Raw genomic sequence first — 15,670 nt, 5'->3', positions numbered from 1 at the left:
TATATGATTTTATATATCTATTTGATGTATCAGTCGCAAATTATAACATATTCCTTTAGTCTAGTAAAGCAGGCAAGTAAAAGCACCTGAATTTACTTGATCTGCTCATAAACCGTCTCAATATCTGATAAAAGAACGCTTACTGTTTCTCCAGAATCTGTGGCACCTGTCAGCATTCCGATATAATGTCCGTATGCATCAAAGGTTGGGCCTCCGCTCATTCCGGCATCTGCGCTACATTTGCAATATAGCATATCCTGTAAAAGAGCTGATACGTAGACCGACGGGTCCATTATATAGCCGACATACGAGGTATCCGCGATCATGTTAAGGGTGATATAAGATACCATATCTTCGCGTGATATTTCCTGTGAGTGAACTACGAACATGGGTTCTTCTACTGTAAGTGTCGTATTCTCATAGTCATATGGAACTACGCAGCGAAGATCTTTAAGCTGATCACTGGTCATACAGGATGAATCTATAAGTAAAAAGGCGCAGTCTGCGTCATCGTCGAAAGCTGCTACTGTAAATTCTGATATGACACCGTTGTAGAATACTGCATAGCCAAGGGCATTCTTGGTAACAACCGGGGATATTACGTGGTAGTTGGTGACAACAAGGATACTGTCTTCGTTGTATTCCCAGATGCTTCCGCTTCCAAAGCTACCGTATATCTCTGGATTGGTTATCGCAGGATTAACTACCTGATTATCTGACATGCCGTCAGATTCCTGATCATTCACTGACTCCTGTGTAGTTGTCCCATTCTTATCATCAGATATGCCACTGTCATCCAAAACACCTGCAATATCAGTATAGATATGAATCTGAACCATCGTCTGTTTAGCATTTTCATAGGCAATTCCGCAGTCCGGTTCTTCAAGAATGGTCATACTTGTGCCGTGATCCGCGATGCCAAGGAATTCTTTGACCGTATTAAATTGTAATGCGACTATCGCCACAAACACAAATATCCCTAGCAGAATTACTGTCAGGGATATCTTTGTGGCTTTGTGTGAAATAATATTTTTGCTCATATTTTTTTTAGAAGAGCAGGCCTGTAAGCCGGGTTATGTCTAGGATGATCATCTATCTAGAACGCCTGTTACCAAACGTTTCAAGCGACCCACCTGAAAGCGGACCGGGCCGGCCCATAGCTTTCTATTCGGTCTTGCTTCGGATAGGGTTTACATGGCTACGGATGTTACCACCCGCACGGTAGTCTCTTACACTGCCTTTCCACCCTTACCAACAAAAGTTGGCGGTATATCTCTGTTGCACTATCCCGGGAGTCACCTCCGCCGGACGTTATCCGGTATCCTGCCCTGTGAAGCCCGGACTTTCCTCACCTGCACCCTTTCGGGTATTGCAGCCGCGATCATCTGGCCTGCTCAGATATTTAATTTACGCCTTAGGTTGCAAATTTGTCAAGATATTATAATGTAAGGCTTAATGTCATTTTGACAAAAATCTATTAAGATATGTTGTGAATACACTATCTGCCAAACGTTATTATACGTTAAAGATGCTACCACCAACAAACTCCCTGACGATTGAATTATGCGGAAGTTCTGTTGAGTCGATTCCTATAAAGTAATCCAGGAATTTAAGAAGTCTCTTTGCTTCATAATACTCAGGATCATCTTTGGTTATAGAGAAAAGAAGTGGTTCTGCCTGGTTCTTAAGAACTGCAAGCTCATAAATCTGAGCTGAGTTGAACATTTCATCTGCACTTTCCTGGAATGGGAAGATATTTCTTTCCTCTCCTCTTCTTACAGAAGGCCACATTGATATGGTACGTTTGCCGGATGCGCCTCTTGTTCTTGCATCGCGGACCATACGTCTTATGAGTCTTGCATCAGTTGTGGATATACGATTGTGCGCGTCTACGTTAAGAGTTGTAAGTGAGCTTACGTATATCTTATATTTACTTTCTTTAGGAAGAGCATAGCTCATTTTTTCATTAAGGCCGTGTATTCCTTCGATGACGAGGATGTCATCTTCGCCAAGTTTAAGCGGTGATCCCGGATACTCACGTTTGCCTGTAATAAAGTTAAATACAGGAAGATCAACTTCTTCTCCGTTAAGGAGCTTGGTCATGTCAGTATTGAACTGCTCGATATCCATGGCACCTAAACATTCAAAGTCGTAGTTACCATCTTCATCGCGGGGAGTTTCCTCGCGGTTTTTGAAGTAGTTATCGAGCGATATCTGATGTGGCACGAGTCCATGTGTGCGAAGCTGTATAGCAAGTCTGTGTGAAAAGCTGGTCTTGCCGGATGAGCTTGGTCCAGCGATCATGACGAACTTAACACGAGGAGAAGCATAGATATTCTCTGCGATCTTACCAATGCGGTGCTCCTGGAGAGCTTCCTGAACGAGGATAAGGTCGCTTAACTTACCTGAGCATATTACATTATTGAGGTCTCCAACATTCTCTATTCCCATCATGTGACCCCAGTTACTTGAAAGGATCATCTGTTCGAAGACTTTTTCTCTAGGATCAAAGGTTCTGATCTCGTTAGGGCTTGATGCAGGAGGAAGTACAAGCAGGACACCTGCATGATACTTCTGAACCTTGAAATATTCTACATAAGAAGTGTTTGGAAGCATGTAACCGTAGAAATAATCGCAGAATCCGTCCATGCGATATACGTTGATCTCGCTGGCTCTGCGGTATTTGAAAAGGTTAACTTTATCGGTCATTCCTTGTTTGCTGAATATCTCTATGGCATCATCGATGGGATAGGTCTTCTTGGTTATAGGAAGTGCCTCATCGCGCATCTCTTCCATGCGTGCCTGAACTTTTTTTACAAAATCTTCACTGACATTCTCGATCTCCTGATCCTGATTCTTGAATGTGCAGTAATATCCGTATCCGATTGTAAATTCAACTTTAGTACGAACGTTTGGATTCACGTCATGAGCAGCTTTAATGAGCATCATTGTAGCTGTTCTTCCATAGGTCTTGTGACCTATGCTGTCATCCATTGTTACAAAAGAAAGAACGCCGTCAGACTCAACTTTTTTGAAGAGCTCACGGATCTTTCCGTTAAAAATAACCAGTCCTATGCGATTAGTAAAGCGAACCTGATATTCTTTTGCTATTTCTTCAAAAGTTATTCCTTTCGCATACTCTTTTCTCTCACCCTGAACAACTAGTGTAGGCATAATTTATACCTCCTTACTGGATATTAGACAGCTCTACTTATGCTGTTTTATATTCTTGATCCGTAAAACATCATATATCCTGATATGGCGGCTTATACTCTGCGCACATTACTTCCAGTTCGGGAAGTTCCCTGTGTAAAAAGTCTCTCATATAGGGAATAAATATCTTTTCAAGTCCATAATGACTTGCATCTATTATTGGAAGGCCGCATGCCACAGCATCAATTCCGTCATGGTGGCCAATGTCACCTGTGATCAGTACGTCAACTTTTTTGTTTATAGCATTTTGGATCACATCGGATCCTGAGCCGGGGCAAATGGCAACTCTTCGTATCTTCCTGTTGGAATCGCCGTACATTCGTACGTTGCCAATATGGAAGCACTCTTTGACATAGCGGGCACATTCTATAAGGCTGATCTTCTGAGGGAGGTCTCCTATTCTTCCGATGCCTTCTCTTGAAAGATCGTCTTCATAGGTTACGTCAAGAACTTCCCTGTGCTCAAGTTTCATTTCATCTGCTGCCGCATCCGCCATTCCCATTACGTCAAAGTTGGTATGCATCGCATAATAACTGATATCATAGCGAAGGAGTCGCAGGATTCTTCTACCTATAAAATCGCTGTCACTGACATTTTTAATTCCCTTGAAGATAAGAGGGTGATGCGTAAGAAGCATATCTGCATCAACTCTTACTGCTTCATCGACTATGTCATCTGTAGCATCAAGAGCTATAAAGATTCTTTGGACTTCTTTTTCTGATCGTCCTGCCAAGAGTCCAACGTTATCCCATTCCTCCGCAAATGATACAGGTGATAGCTGTTCAAGGTGTTCAATAATGTCGCGACACTGCATTTTTCTCCCCCCTAATCGACCATTTTAATTACTGCCGGTCTTATAAATCAAAAAGATGAAGTGCGATATTTATATCGGATCGTTCTAAAGATATCTGTTCTGCTCGCTTTATATGCGAATCTTTAACATCTGATATCTTACCTAAAATTGTATCACAGACTGCTTTTTCATGCACAAGAAAGCTCTTAAAATCCGCGTTTGGAGACGTTAATATGCATGGGCCAAAGCGGTCGCATATACGAAGGAGCTGAAAGTCTGTGTAGTTTTCTTTCTTGGAATCGAGAATCTGTTTAAGTTTATCTATGGCATTAAGATATACCCTGGGAAGATTTTCTGAAAATATCTCATCATTCACACATGTCTTGATGACCGGATAATATTTTCCGTCTTCAAGAAGGAATTCTTCCTGTACTATCTCATAGCCTTTTTCTCTTAAAAAGATACGGAACTGCATTAGTTCAGACTGAGGCTCAAGTATAAGTGTTTTGAGCTTTACGGACCTGGGATCTTTATTTTCTAAGATCTTCTGCATAAGAGGTCCACCCATTCCTGCGCAGATCATAGTATCTGCTTCGCCTTCTAAGAGCTTTTCAAGGCCGTCAGAAAGTCTTGTTTCTATTACGTCTTCGAGCTTGTATTCTTTGACGTGCTGGGTTGCTCTTTCAAGTGGGCCTTTTCTAACATCCATGGCTATTGCATGTGATGCAAGGCCGGCTTTTGCAAGATAAATAGGGACAAATCCATGATCTGTCCCTACATCAGCTACTTTACTTCCCGGTTCTACCATATCTGCTACAGTTTGCAGTCTTTTGGAAAGCGCCGGAAGTTTATTATTGTCTAGTTCGTTTTTGTCCATATTAGTTACCATTTCTGAGTAATAAAGTTCTAGTTGGTGCAAAATCATCTGATTATCAGCGGTTTTAATATCATTACTATGCTGAAATTAACAGATTATCAGCTGATTTAATGTCATTCTATTCTGAAGGTGCGTTCATCTTCATCCAGCGGAATGTTTTTTTGCTCGATACGTTCGATGTTTATATATCTTCCGCGGCCAATCTGCGCAAGGAAAAGATCTATCTCTTCTCTTTCACCCTGAACCTGCGCTGTAACTGAGCCGTCCCATTCATTGTGAACGTAGCCTGTAAGGCCAAGGCTGTTAGCTATATGATATGCGGTGTAGCGAAATCCTACGCCCTGAACGTCACCGTAAAAAGTCATTGCTTGTCTGATCATATTAACCTCATGTCACGACTGAAAGGAGTGACTAATGGTTGAAGTGGTTGAGCTTGTCTCACCACTTCTCAGAGTTAATCATAGATTAACTCCCAACCTCATGTCACGACTGAAAGGAGTGACTAATGGTCTGATATAGTGTACTAGTTTATTTAATCAAATCCTTGGAATCAAGCACTATTGTAAATGGGCCGTCGTTGGTAAGGCTTACCTTCATGTCGGCACCAAATACGCCTTTTTCTACAACAGGAACCTGCTCTTTACATTTTGCGATTATATATTCGTAAAGATCATTAGCAAGTTCAGGGCCTGCGGCATCAGTAAATCCCGGTCGGTTGCCGTGTCTGCAGTCTGCATACAATGTGAACTGAGAGATGAGAAGGAGCTGTCCGTCTACTTTATCAAGGGAAAGGTTGGTCTTTCCATTTTCATCAGCAAATATGCGAAGTCCAAGCATCTTCTTGACCATAACATCAGCAATTTCTTTGGTATCATCATGGCCTATTCCGATAAGGACCATAAAGCCTTTGCCAATCTTACCTTTAACTTCTCCGTCAACAGTAACCTGTGATTCTGATACTACCTGTATTACAAAACGCATTTACATTCTCCAATTCTAAGTAAGTTATTACAATTAAGCTCAGAGAGTATATCAGATTGATACGATTTTATAAACTGCATGAAATATCAGTCTGCACCGCCCTCGGCTTCAATTTCTTTTATAATACATTCATTTCCGCGTAAAAGCCAGGTCTGATCGCTATTACAATAAGGGCAATGTCTTCCGTATCTGACAGTCTCATATTCTTTTTTGCAAGAGTCACACCAGGTAACTGCTGGCATCGTCTCAAGTTTAAGCTTTGAATCCTTGATAACTGGATAGCGTACTTTGAAATAATCCCAGCAATCCTCAAAAAGATCTGTCATTATTCCTGATACTTCTCCAACCTGAAGGGTTACAGATCCAATCTTTGAAAGTCCATTTTCTTTTGCTGTCTCATCCAGTGTTTTAGCAAGATGAGTAACAATTCCCATTTCGTGCATAATCCTTTATAATCCTTTATACCTTCCATTGTGAAACCTGGCTTCTAAGCCAGTCTTCAAGTTCATTCATTCCTTCTCCTGTCTTGGCTGAAACAGGGAATATCTTGATATTCTCGTTAAGGCGCTTAACTCGTTCCTTGCACTTTTCAAGATCAAAGTCAAAATAGTCTTTGGTATCCATTTTGGTGATTACGAGTGCATCACTTTTTTCAAACATAAGAGGGTACTTTAAAGGCTTATCATCGCCTTCAGGTACGCTTAATATCATGATATTGGCGCCGGCACCTGTATCGAATTCTGCAGGGCAGATGAGGTTACCGACATTTTCAAGGAATATAAGGTCAAGCTCTTCTGTTCCCATGGCTTCCATGGCGCGTCTTGTCATGCCTGCGTCCATGTGGCACATTCCGTCGGTGTGGGCCTGAATGCTTCTTGCGCCTGCTTCTTCTACTCTTATTGCGTCAACATCAGAGGCAATATCTGCTTCCATGACACCGATTTTTTTATCGTCTTTCATGTCTTTGATTATTCTGGACAAAAGAGTTGTCTTGCCTGATCCGGGGGATGACATGAGGTTTACAAGAAGTGTTCCCTTCTTTTTCATCTCCATACGGATTTCATCTGCATCTTTATCGTTAGACGCTGTAACTGAAGCGTTAAGTTCTATTGTTTTCATTTGATACTCTCCTTTTCTGAGTATTAAAGTTGTGACTTATAAATATAATCTGAGTAGTTCTATATTATCTGCTCATCTCGATCTGCTCAGTGAGCCACTCTATCCATTCTTCAAAGCCGTCGCCTTTAAGTGATGAAACTTTGATTATCTTCATATCTGGATTAAGCTTAAGCACACGCTCTTTGCAGGCTTCATAATCAAAATCAAAAACCGGGGCTACATCTATTTTACCAATGAGCATACAGTCACTTACTGTGAACATAAGCGGGTATTTAAGTGGCTTATCATCGCCTTCAGGTACGCTTAATATCATTACGCGCTTGTTAGCACCAACGTCAAATTCTGCAGGGCATACAAGATTACCGACGTTTTCAAGAAATACAACGTCAACGTCGTCAAGTCCGAGGCCTTCAAGTCCTCTTCTTGTCATGTCTGCATCCATGTGACAGCTTCCGCCTGTGTGAAGCTGGATGACTTTAGCGCCAGCTTCTGCTACAGTTCTTGCATCTACATCGCTGTCAACATCAGCTTCCATTACACCTATGCGGTACTTATCTTTAAGTGCATTTATTGTACGAACAAGGGTTGTTGTCTTGCCGGCTCCGGGAGATGCCATCAGGTTTACAAGAAATATATTATGCTTTTTAAGAAGCTCTCTTACTTTGGCTGCCTCTGCATCGTTATCTGCTATTACACGTTCTTTGGTTTCTAAGATTTCAAATGATCTGTCACTCATTTTTATTTCCTTTCTCACTCATATGCTAATATTAAAGGCATAGTAAACCTATTTTATCAGTATAGTTTCCATGATTCAATTAGCATTTTTTCTCAAAATCGACAATTTTGTATTGTGCAGATGTTCTTTTTATCATGTATTTCGTATATTTATCTTCTTTTTTGGTCAATAATGCATCATTTTGACATCTGAAAAATTGGATAAATCCGTCTATTCTTTTATAATAGAAATGAATTAATTGTGTATTCATAAATACTTTATTATGTCCGAAAAAAATACTATATGATCCTTGTTATTCTTTTAATTTGATCTTTTAAACCATATCTATGGCTAAGGAGGTTAATCCTGTGTTAATTGCATCTTACAGCTTTGGTTCCGGAGAAAATAAAATTTCTGATACATCTTTTTATGATAAGTCCAAAGGTTATGGGTTTGTAGATCTGAGGACTCCAATTGGCAATACGGCTTCTGAACGCTCATTATATGCGGGCGGTTGGAACCTGAGAAAATCTTTTAAAACTCCCTGGGACGATATTGTCACTGCTACTGATGATGGCCTTTTTACCAATCACAGAAGAGAAGTTATCATCTTCAAGGCGGCAGTTCCTTCATTTGGTACCTACAAGATAAACTTTACAGTTACAGCTGATGTAGGTGATATCAGGGATATGCGCATTTTTGCCGGAAGAAGGAATCTTATTGCTTCCGGAATACACATTCATGAAGGTGGCACATATTCAAGGACTTTCTATGTTAATGTAACTCCTTATATCCCGGCTCTTACTTCCGTTCCATGCATGGAGAAGGCAATTTATATAAGTATCTGTGGTCATAATGCAGGTATTTCTCATATTGATATTGAGCAGGATTCTGCTCCTGTTCTTTATGTAGCAGGCGATTCTACTCTTACTGATCAAAATGCCCCTTGCCCTTATTATCCTTATGGAAGTGGCGGCGGTTGGGCACAGATCTTTGCCCAGTTCTTTGATAGTATCTCAGTCTGCAATTATGCTCACTCGGGACTTACTACCAATTGTTTTAGAGATGACGGTCACTGGGATATACTTGCCAAGTACATCCGAAAAGGCGATATCTTCATGCTTCAGTTCGGTCATAACGATCAGAAGCGCCGTAATCTTACAGCATTTGGCGGATATATCAACAATTTAAGATGGTATGTCAAAAAGATCAGAGAATTCGGGGCTTATCCTGTGATCTGCTCACCTATAAGCCGTATACCATTTACAGACGAAGAGACAGGCAAAAAATGTTCTCTTTTGAAGACACATGCTCTTGCAGCTATGCAGGCTGCAGAGGAACTCAATGTTCCTTTCATCGATCTTCATACTCTTACTTTTAATAAATGGACAGAACTTGGTGACAAGGCATATGACTATTTTACAGATATGACTCACACCAATGATTATGGAGCATCTTTGATAGCAACTATGGTTGCTGATGAGATCAGGAGCAAGAAGATCGAACCTTTATGTAACTTTATAAATCCTGATGATCCTGTTCCGTTTACTCCTGATATGGATATCAAGGAACTTCCAAAAGAGCCTGAAGAAGCAAGCATTTTTGATATCAATATTCCTTATGTTGATATTGAGGGTACTCCTCAGTATGAGATGATAACTAAGGCTTTCAAGGGTGGACTTCTTGATCCATGCATCATGTTCCTGCATCCTGATCAGACAATGGCAAGGGCACAGGTACTTATGGTTCTTTTTAAAGCACTGAGGATTGAAGGAAGACGTCCTTATCACGGAAGGTATATAGATATTGGCAGATATGAATGGGATTCATCTTACGTAGAAACCTGCATTCAGGAAAATCTTATCGATGAGATGACTACTCCTGATGATCTGTTCAGACCGGATGACCCTCTTACTTATGCTGAATTTGCAAGTCTTTGTGAACGTGGTATGGAAAAAGAAGTATTAAAGCGGCCTGATCTTGGATTATCAGAGTGCCTTCGCAAAGCTATAGCTGATGGCATAATTTCATCAGAAGCTGTTTATATTGAACCTTCTGATTTCGATACAGAAAAGATCACGGATGGCGGATGTGCTATTACGAGAGGCGAGATATATGCAGGTCTATACAGGGTCATGGAGATAATGAATAATGTTGGATCAAAGCTTCCGTCTGATACGGAGATGCATCCTGTAGGTTAAAAAGCATCTGAATAGGTAGAATAAATAGAAAGCAGAAAAAGGAAAGTAGAAATTAAGAAAGTGAAATAAAGAAAAGAGGCCTTCGAAATGAAATAATTCATTCGAAGGCCTTCTATTATCTTATTTAAGATATGGTGCAAGTTTCTTGCCAACAAAGGTAATAACAGGGCCAAGTAAAAGGGCCATTACTACGATACCTATGTTCGGCTTGCCGCCGAAAAAACAGCCGATGATGATTACCAGAAAATCATAACCCATTCTTACATACTTAAAAGATATGTTTTTTAATAATCTGTCATGAATTATAACAGGAAAAGCATCATAGGGAGATACTCCCATATCTGTATTCATGTAAAATGATGCTCCTATTACAAAACATACGATTGCAACCGCAAATATAATTCCTCTTGCCGGAAATGTTGTAAAAAACTCTCTAGGCAGGATTTTACCCCACATCCATCTGCAAAAGTCTGAAATATAGCCTATGAGCACCATATTTGCAAGTGTTCCGGGGCCTATTTTTTTGATATCAAATATAATTACTACTATGAATAAAGCTGCATTTAATATAAGCTGCCAGGTTCCAAAAAGTATCCCAAATTTCTTGGATATCGCAACGTTCATAAATGTACATGGATCTGTTCCAAGGTCAACCTCTATGAGGAATGAAAGGAAGAAACCCATACACAGTACACCAACAAGCATTAAAACAAGTTTTTTGAAAAATGCAGGCTGGTGTGTGTACACATATATCTTTTCTTTCATCAGTCGAGGTAATCCTTTAACTTGCGGCTTCTGCTGGGATGACGAAGTTTACGCAGTGCTTTTGCCTCGATCTGACGGATACGCTCACGAGTAACGTTGAACTCTTTACCAACTTCTTCAAGAGTTCTTGCTCTTCCATCATCAAGACCGAATCTTAAACGAAGAACCTTCTGTTCACGCTCTGTAAGAGTTCCAAGTACTTCTACAAGCTGCTCTTTGAGAAGTGTGAATGCTGCTGCATCAGCAGGTACAGGAACGTTATCATCCTGAATGAAATCTCCAAGATGTGAATCTTCCTCTTCACCGATAGGTGTTTCGAGTGATACAGGCTCCTGAGAGATCTTGAGGATCTCACGTACTCTTTCTACAGGCATGTTCATCTCTTTAGCGATCTCTTCCGGAAGTGGCTCACGACCAAGTTCCTGAAGGAGCTGTCTTGAGATACGGATAAGCTTGTTGATAGTCTCAACCATATGTACAGGAATACGGATAGTTCTTGCCTGATCAGCAATGGCTCTTGTAATAGCCTGACGGATCCACCATGTTGCATATGTTGAGAACTTGAATCCCTTACGGAAATCGAACTTCTCTACAGCCTTGATAAGACCAAGGTTACCTTCCTGAATAAGATCAAGGAAAAGCATTCCACGGCCAACATATCTCTTTGCGATTGATACGACAAGACGAAGGTTAGCTTCTGCAAGCTTGTTCTTAGCATCATTACCAAGGTCGATAAGCTCCTGAAGTTCTGCATCAGACTTGCCTTCGATAAGCTCTTTCTCATCATCCTTAAGGTCTAAAGCATCACGGTCCTGTGCTTTAAGAACGCGCTCAGCAAGCATACCGTTTTCCATGTCCTGAGCAAGAACGATCTCCTGATCAGCATTAAGAAGCGGAACCTTACCGATCTCCTTAAGGTACATACGAACAGGATCTTCAATACTTACGCCATCCGGAACTGAGAGGTCGATATTCTCCATATCAACTTCTTCTTCGTCGTCAAGGTCGATGTCTTCATCATCAACTGGGATATCATCAACATCCTCAGACATACGAAGAACGTCAATGCCTGACTTTTCAAGTACTTCAAGTACGCTATCGAGCTGATCTTCATTAAGATTGAGTTCTGAAAGCTGATCACTGATCTCGTCATACTCAAGAACGTTCTTTTTCTTCTTAGCAAGAGAAAGAAGCTCTTTGAGTTTTAATTTGAACTTCTCCTGAGCATCCTCATCAAGTTCTCCTTGTGACTGACTCTCTTTTTCTGCTGTATCTGCCTTTGTTTTTGCTGCTTTTGCAGGTTTTTCAGGCTTTGGTGCCTTTTCTGTCTTGGAAGTCTTAGGAGCTTTTACTGCCTTTACTTCTTTATCTTCAACTTTGTCTGCAGCTTTTTTTGCAGAAGTTTTAGCCTTTGTAGTAGCTTTTGTTTCTTTGACTTCTTTTTCTTCTTTTGTTGCCTTAGTCTGACTCACTTTGCCTTTTACTTCCTTCTTTTGTGTTTTAGTTTCGTCCTTTACGGCCGATTTTTTTACAGGCTTATCAGCAGCCTTGGTTGCAGCTGCTTCATCCTTTTTGGTCTTAACTTTTTCTGTCTTAGACTTTTCAGTCTTAGTTTTTTCTGTCTTAGCTTTTTCTGTCTTTGATACTGATTTTGATACTGCCTTTGATTTTTCAGCCAAGGTCTTACTCTTAGCTTCCTTTTTGTCATCACTCTGCGTCTTCTTGCTGGTACTCATTGTTTCCTCCCTTGGGGCAAATATGCACCTATTGAAAAATCCGTATCGTGCGATCTTCAGTCAAGTTCAATGCGACTATGCGCCAGTTCTTCCAGCTTCTTTTTGCTGTCTACGATTGTTTTGAGCGCGTTTGCATCTCCCAGCTGTATCTCACTTTTCTGCTTTTCATAAGACATCCTGCGGATATCATAAATGATATCGTGCAGAGCTTTCTCTTTTTCCTCCCTGGTTTCTATTCGAACCAGATTGGTGTTGAAAATCTCGGATACCTTGGACTGCTGCTCTTCATCATCTGGAAAAAGAGAGATGATTGTCGCAGCAAGAAATCTGCCGGCATCAAGACCTTCATACATTTTCTGAGCGACTTTACGGTATAGTTCATCAGTAAAATCGTCAGGGCTAATATATTTTTTTACTATTTTATATATATCAGGTTCATCAGCAATCCATGTGAGCAACACTCGTTGAGGCTTTAGGACATTCTCCATCGGATCCCTCTTTTTTTGATTCTGATTCACCTTAATATCTTGTTTTGGCTGCGTCCTGCCTATACCCTCTGAAGCTACAGATACTACAAGGTTCTTTAAATCATTGACCGGTATAGCAAGTTTGGCAGCTGTTGCCTGTATATAATTTTCTCTTTCAAGACTTTCCTGGAATTCACAAAGCCTTCTTGCAACGGCTCTGTAGTAAGCTGTTTTACCGGCAGGATCGGTCATATCAAAATCCCGTTCCATTATCCTTATCTCGAAAAAGAAGGTATTCTCGGCATCACGAAGTCTTCTTTCAAAAGCATCCCTGCCTTCGTTTTTGATGAATTCGTCTGGATCTTTATAAGGTTCAAGATTAAGAGCTTTGCCGCGAAGTCCGGCTTCTTTAAGGATCTGTATCGCACGAAGCTCTGCTTTGACTCCCGGTCCATCGCTATCATATGAAAGGATAACTTCAGGAGTATATCTTTTAATAAGCTGGGCCTGCTCTGCTGTAAAAGCGGTTCCAAGGGAAGCAACCGCCTCAGTAAAGCCTGCCTGATGCATGGCTATTACATCCATGTAGCCTTCGCACAAAATGAAACGCCCGGCTTTCGAATTCTTGGCAAAAGACAAACCGTAAAGATTTCTTCTTTTGTTGAAAATAGGCGTATCGTTGGTATTTACATATTTGGGTTTGGCATCTCCAAGTACTCTTCCCCCAAAACCTATTACCCTGTTATTTATATCGAATATCGGAAACATGACTCTGTTCCAGAAAATGTCATGTGTGCCTCTTTTTTCATCATGTGCAGCAAGTCCTGCAAGGATCATGATCTCATCAGAATAGCCTTTTTTGCGAAGGTGATTGACAAGCATATTAGATCCGACAGGAGCATATCCAAGGCCAAATTTCTGCATCGTCTCACTGCTTAACATGCGGCCTTGAAAATAATCAGAGCCGGCCTTTCCGCCCTGACCACGAAGCTCATAAAAATAGAACTTTGCAGCTTCTTTATTTGCATCATAGATCAGCTGTCTTTTTGAGCGTTCTTTTCTGGCTTCTTCCGTATCATCTGCTGCCGATAGTGCTATTCCGGCCCTATCTGCAAGCTCTTTGACTGCTTCAGGAAACGTGAGACTATTATACCTTTGCAGGAAGCTGAATACATCTCCTCCTACGCCACAGCCAAAGCAATGATACATCTGCTTACTTTGTGATACTGAAAAAGAAGGTGATTTCTCATTATGAAAAGGACATAGTCCCATGTAGTTAGATCCCTTTTTTTCCAGATGGACATATTGCCCTATCACATCAACTATATCATTACGTGAGCGGATTTCTTCAATCAACTCGGGTGTGAACTGCATCCTCTTACCTCATGTCTAGACCATTGGGGACAAAAAAACTAATATACTGACCACGATTTTGGAATGAACAATTCTTCATAACGCGCAATGGCAAAACGATCAGTCATTGAGCTGACATAATCACAGGTAACCTTTTCGATAGGCTCTCCCTGTTCCAGAAGGTTCTTCAAATACCCTGGGAATCTGTCTTCGTGGTGCAGATAATAGTCATATAATGTTTTTACAAGATCAACCGCCTTGCCCTCTTCCCCTTTGGCAACGGGATTGGTATAGACTCTTGCAAACATGAACTTACGAAGTTCCAGCATTGCATTGTAGACATCATCTGACATTCTGATGTCATCTTTATCAGTGCTGTTTTCAACAATGTCATGGATAAAGGTATCCAGCCATTCTCCATTAGTCTTGCCTACGATCTTACTTATTTCTTCAGGTACGTCGTCAGGACTAAGTATGCCGCCTCTTATAGCATCATCCATATCGTGATGAATATAGGCGATCTTATCGGAAAGTCTTACTACTCTGCCTTCCAAAGTGGCAGGTGTAAGCTCCATTTCGTGATTTATGATTCCATCTCTGACTTCCCATGTCAGATTGAGACCTTTACCTTCTTTTTCAAGCATGGTAACAAGTCTAAGGCTCTGCTCATTGTGCCTGAATCCATAAGGGCTCACAGCATTTAAGGCTCTCTCGCCGGCATGGCCAAACGGAGTATGTCCAAGATCATGACCAAGCGCTATGGCTTCGCATAAATCTTCATTTAATCTAAGTGCTCTTGCAAGTGTACGCGCATTCTGCGCAACTTCCAGAGTATGGGTCATCCTGGTTCTGTAATGATCGCCGTCAGGAGTAAGGAAGACCTGTGTCTTATCCTTTAATCTTCTAAAAGACTTTGAATAAAGGATCCTGTCTCTGTCTCTTTGAAAGCACGGTCTGATATCACATAACTCTTCTTCTCTTTCACGTCCTTTTGATCTGCTGCTAAGGACTGCATAAGAACTTAAAGTCTGCTCTTCCCGCTTTTCAAGGTTTTCACGTATTTTCAAATAAACTCCATTCTGTGGAATCAGTCCAAAACGCTATGATCTGAGTTCCACTCATCAATACGCTGTTCATACTGATCATTAAACCATGAAACTGCCTGATCAAATCCATCTTCACTGAATTCGAACTCACATGATGTCATTTTGGATGGATCTGTCTGACCGTATGCGTATGGTTCAGGCCAAACAGTAGCCACAAGCTTTGCTTCGCCTCTTTGATCCACCGGAATAAAGATAACATTAGCAAGAGGGTCTCTTGCCAGTCTATATCTCATTCCTTTATAGCTTCCAAAAAAGGCTTCACCGTAATTATAGTGATTGAAGTTGAAAAAGGTGTGCTTTTGTATTGGTCTTACATCCTGAATATTGTCATCCATTATCCGTTT

Annotated in this window: 15 protein-coding genes and 1 other RNA gene; 1 reads left to right on the top strand and 15 read right to left on the bottom strand. The window is 40.9% G+C overall.

The window, feature by feature from the left end:
• Nucleotides 1–92: 92 nt before the first annotated feature.
• The 10 genes from WAA20_RS04350 to hypB (WAA20_RS04305) all read right to left on the bottom strand — a co-directional run bounded on the left by WAA20_RS04350 (nucleotide 93) and on the right by hypB (WAA20_RS04305) (nucleotide 7,719).
• Nucleotides 93–965 carry a trypsin-like peptidase domain-containing protein gene (locus WAA20_RS04350; RefSeq protein WP_167562691.1) on the bottom strand — a complete coding sequence of 291 codons (873 nt, stop codon included), beginning with the start codon at nucleotides 963–965 and terminating at the stop codon, nucleotides 93–95.
• An 83-nt stretch (nucleotides 966–1,048) separates the two neighbouring features.
• Nucleotides 1,049–1,397: RNase P RNA component class A (rnpB, locus tag WAA20_RS04345), an RNA gene on the bottom strand.
• 118 nt (nucleotides 1,398–1,515) lie between these two features.
• Nucleotides 1,516–3,174, bottom strand: coding sequence for a nucleoside kinase (locus tag WAA20_RS04340; protein ID WP_073386773.1), 1,659 nt, complete (start codon nucleotides 3,172–3,174; stop codon nucleotides 1,516–1,518).
• A gap of 70 nt (nucleotides 3,175–3,244) precedes the next feature.
• Nucleotides 3,245–4,027, bottom strand: coding sequence for a Nif3-like dinuclear metal center hexameric protein (locus WAA20_RS04335; protein WP_073386772.1), 783 nt, complete (start codon nucleotides 4,025–4,027; stop codon nucleotides 3,245–3,247).
• A gap of 40 nt (nucleotides 4,028–4,067) precedes the next feature.
• Nucleotides 4,068–4,883, bottom strand: coding sequence for a class I SAM-dependent methyltransferase (locus WAA20_RS04330; RefSeq protein WP_073386770.1), 816 nt, complete (start codon nucleotides 4,881–4,883; stop codon nucleotides 4,068–4,070).
• Between the two features lie 113 nt (nucleotides 4,884–4,996).
• Nucleotides 4,997–5,263 (bottom strand): acylphosphatase, encoded by a 267-nt coding sequence (locus WAA20_RS04325; RefSeq protein ID WP_073386768.1) that lies wholly within the window; start codon nucleotides 5,261–5,263, stop codon nucleotides 4,997–4,999.
• A gap of 148 nt (nucleotides 5,264–5,411) precedes the next feature.
• Nucleotides 5,412–5,864 (bottom strand): D-aminoacyl-tRNA deacylase, encoded by a 453-nt coding sequence (dtd, locus tag WAA20_RS04320; RefSeq protein WP_073386767.1) that lies wholly within the window; start codon nucleotides 5,862–5,864, stop codon nucleotides 5,412–5,414.
• An 86-nt stretch (nucleotides 5,865–5,950) separates the two neighbouring features.
• Complete coding sequence (locus tag WAA20_RS04315; RefSeq protein WP_330393616.1) at nucleotides 5,951–6,298, bottom strand: hydrogenase maturation nickel metallochaperone HypA; 348 nt, start codon at nucleotides 6,296–6,298, stop codon at nucleotides 5,951–5,953.
• Nucleotides 6,299–6,323: 25 nt separating this feature from the next.
• On the bottom strand, nucleotides 6,324–6,983 hold the full coding sequence (gene hypB / locus WAA20_RS04310; RefSeq protein ID WP_073386764.1) for a hydrogenase nickel incorporation protein HypB: 660 nt from the start codon (nucleotides 6,981–6,983) through the stop codon (nucleotides 6,324–6,326).
• Nucleotides 6,984–7,047: 64 nt separating this feature from the next.
• The gene (hypB, locus tag WAA20_RS04305; protein WP_073386762.1) at nucleotides 7,048–7,719 is read right to left on the bottom strand and encodes a hydrogenase nickel incorporation protein HypB; all 672 of its coding nucleotides are present in this window, start codon (nucleotides 7,717–7,719) and stop codon (nucleotides 7,048–7,050) included.
• Between the two features lie 347 nt (nucleotides 7,720–8,066).
• Here hypB (WAA20_RS04305) and WAA20_RS04300 point away from each other — a divergent pair, with 347 nt between their 5' ends.
• Nucleotides 8,067–9,899, top strand: coding sequence for a GDSL-type esterase/lipase family protein (locus tag WAA20_RS04300; RefSeq protein WP_073386761.1), 1,833 nt, complete (start codon nucleotides 8,067–8,069; stop codon nucleotides 9,897–9,899).
• A gap of 120 nt (nucleotides 9,900–10,019) precedes the next feature.
• Here WAA20_RS04300 and WAA20_RS04295 read toward each other — a convergent pair whose 3' ends face one another.
• From WAA20_RS04295 to WAA20_RS04275, 5 genes are all read right to left on the bottom strand, one after another.
• A complete protein-coding gene (locus WAA20_RS04295; protein ID WP_073386759.1) occupies nucleotides 10,020–10,664 on the bottom strand; it encodes a YitT family protein in 645 nt (214 codons plus the stop codon).
• Nucleotides 10,664–12,136 (bottom strand): RNA polymerase sigma factor RpoD, encoded by a 1,473-nt coding sequence (rpoD, locus tag WAA20_RS04290; RefSeq protein WP_081373750.1) that lies wholly within the window; start codon nucleotides 12,134–12,136, stop codon nucleotides 10,664–10,666. The genes WAA20_RS04295 and rpoD overlap by 1 nt, the downstream gene beginning before the upstream one ends.
• A gap of 320 nt (nucleotides 12,137–12,456) precedes the next feature.
• Nucleotides 12,457–14,241: a DNA primase gene (gene dnaG, locus WAA20_RS04285; RefSeq protein WP_073386758.1), complete on the bottom strand. Its 1,785-nt coding sequence runs from the start codon at nucleotides 14,239–14,241 to the stop codon at nucleotides 12,457–12,459.
• Between the two features lie 38 nt (nucleotides 14,242–14,279).
• The gene (locus WAA20_RS04280; protein ID WP_073386756.1) at nucleotides 14,280–15,287 is read right to left on the bottom strand and encodes a deoxyguanosinetriphosphate triphosphohydrolase; all 1,008 of its coding nucleotides are present in this window, start codon (nucleotides 15,285–15,287) and stop codon (nucleotides 14,280–14,282) included.
• A 20-nt stretch (nucleotides 15,288–15,307) separates the two neighbouring features.
• Nucleotides 15,308–15,661, bottom strand: a complete 354-nt coding sequence (locus WAA20_RS04275) for a hypothetical protein (RefSeq protein ID WP_073386755.1) — start codon at nucleotides 15,659–15,661, stop codon at nucleotides 15,308–15,310.
• Nucleotides 15,662–15,670: the final 9 nt, after the last annotated feature.

The sequence above is a fragment of the Butyrivibrio fibrisolvens genome (genome assembly GCF_037113525.1).
Taxonomy (GTDB): domain Bacteria; phylum Bacillota; class Clostridia; order Lachnospirales; family Lachnospiraceae; genus Butyrivibrio; species Butyrivibrio fibrisolvens.
This window is presented reverse-complemented; position numbering and strand designations above follow the sequence as displayed.

Bases quoted from the DNA above. Each gene is read 5' to 3' on its own strand.
- WAA20_RS04340 (WP_073386773.1), bottom strand. From the start codon at position 3,174: ATGCCTACACTAGTTGTTCAGGGTGAGAGAAAAGAGTATGCGAAAGGA.
- WAA20_RS04335 (WP_073386772.1), bottom strand. From the start codon at position 4,027: ATGCAGTGTCGCGACATTATTGAACACCTTGAACAGCTATCACCTGTA.
- WAA20_RS04330 (WP_073386770.1), bottom strand. From the start codon at position 4,883: ATGGACAAAAACGAACTAGACAATAATAAACTTCCGGCGCTTTCCAAA.
- WAA20_RS04325 (WP_073386768.1), bottom strand. From the start codon at position 5,263: ATGATCAGACAAGCAATGACTTTTTACGGTGACGTTCAGGGCGTAGGA.
- dtd (WP_073386767.1), bottom strand. From the start codon at position 5,864: ATGCGTTTTGTAATACAGGTAGTATCAGAATCACAGGTTACTGTTGAC.
- WAA20_RS04315 (WP_330393616.1), bottom strand. From the start codon at position 6,298: ATGGGAATTGTTACTCATCTTGCTAAAACACTGGATGAGACAGCAAAA.
- hypB (WP_073386764.1), bottom strand. From the start codon at position 6,983: ATGAAAACAATAGAACTTAACGCTTCAGTTACAGCGTCTAACGATAAA.
- hypB (WP_073386762.1), bottom strand. From the start codon at position 7,719: ATGAGTGACAGATCATTTGAAATCTTAGAAACCAAAGAACGTGTAATA.
- WAA20_RS04295 (WP_073386759.1), bottom strand. From the start codon at position 10,664: ATGAAAGAAAAGATATATGTGTACACACACCAGCCTGCATTTTTCAAA.
- dnaG (WP_073386758.1), bottom strand. From the start codon at position 14,241: ATGCAGTTCACACCCGAGTTGATTGAAGAAATCCGCTCACGTAATGAT.
- WAA20_RS04275 (WP_073386755.1), bottom strand. From the start codon at position 15,661: ATGGATGACAATATTCAGGATGTAAGACCAATACAAAAGCACACCTTT.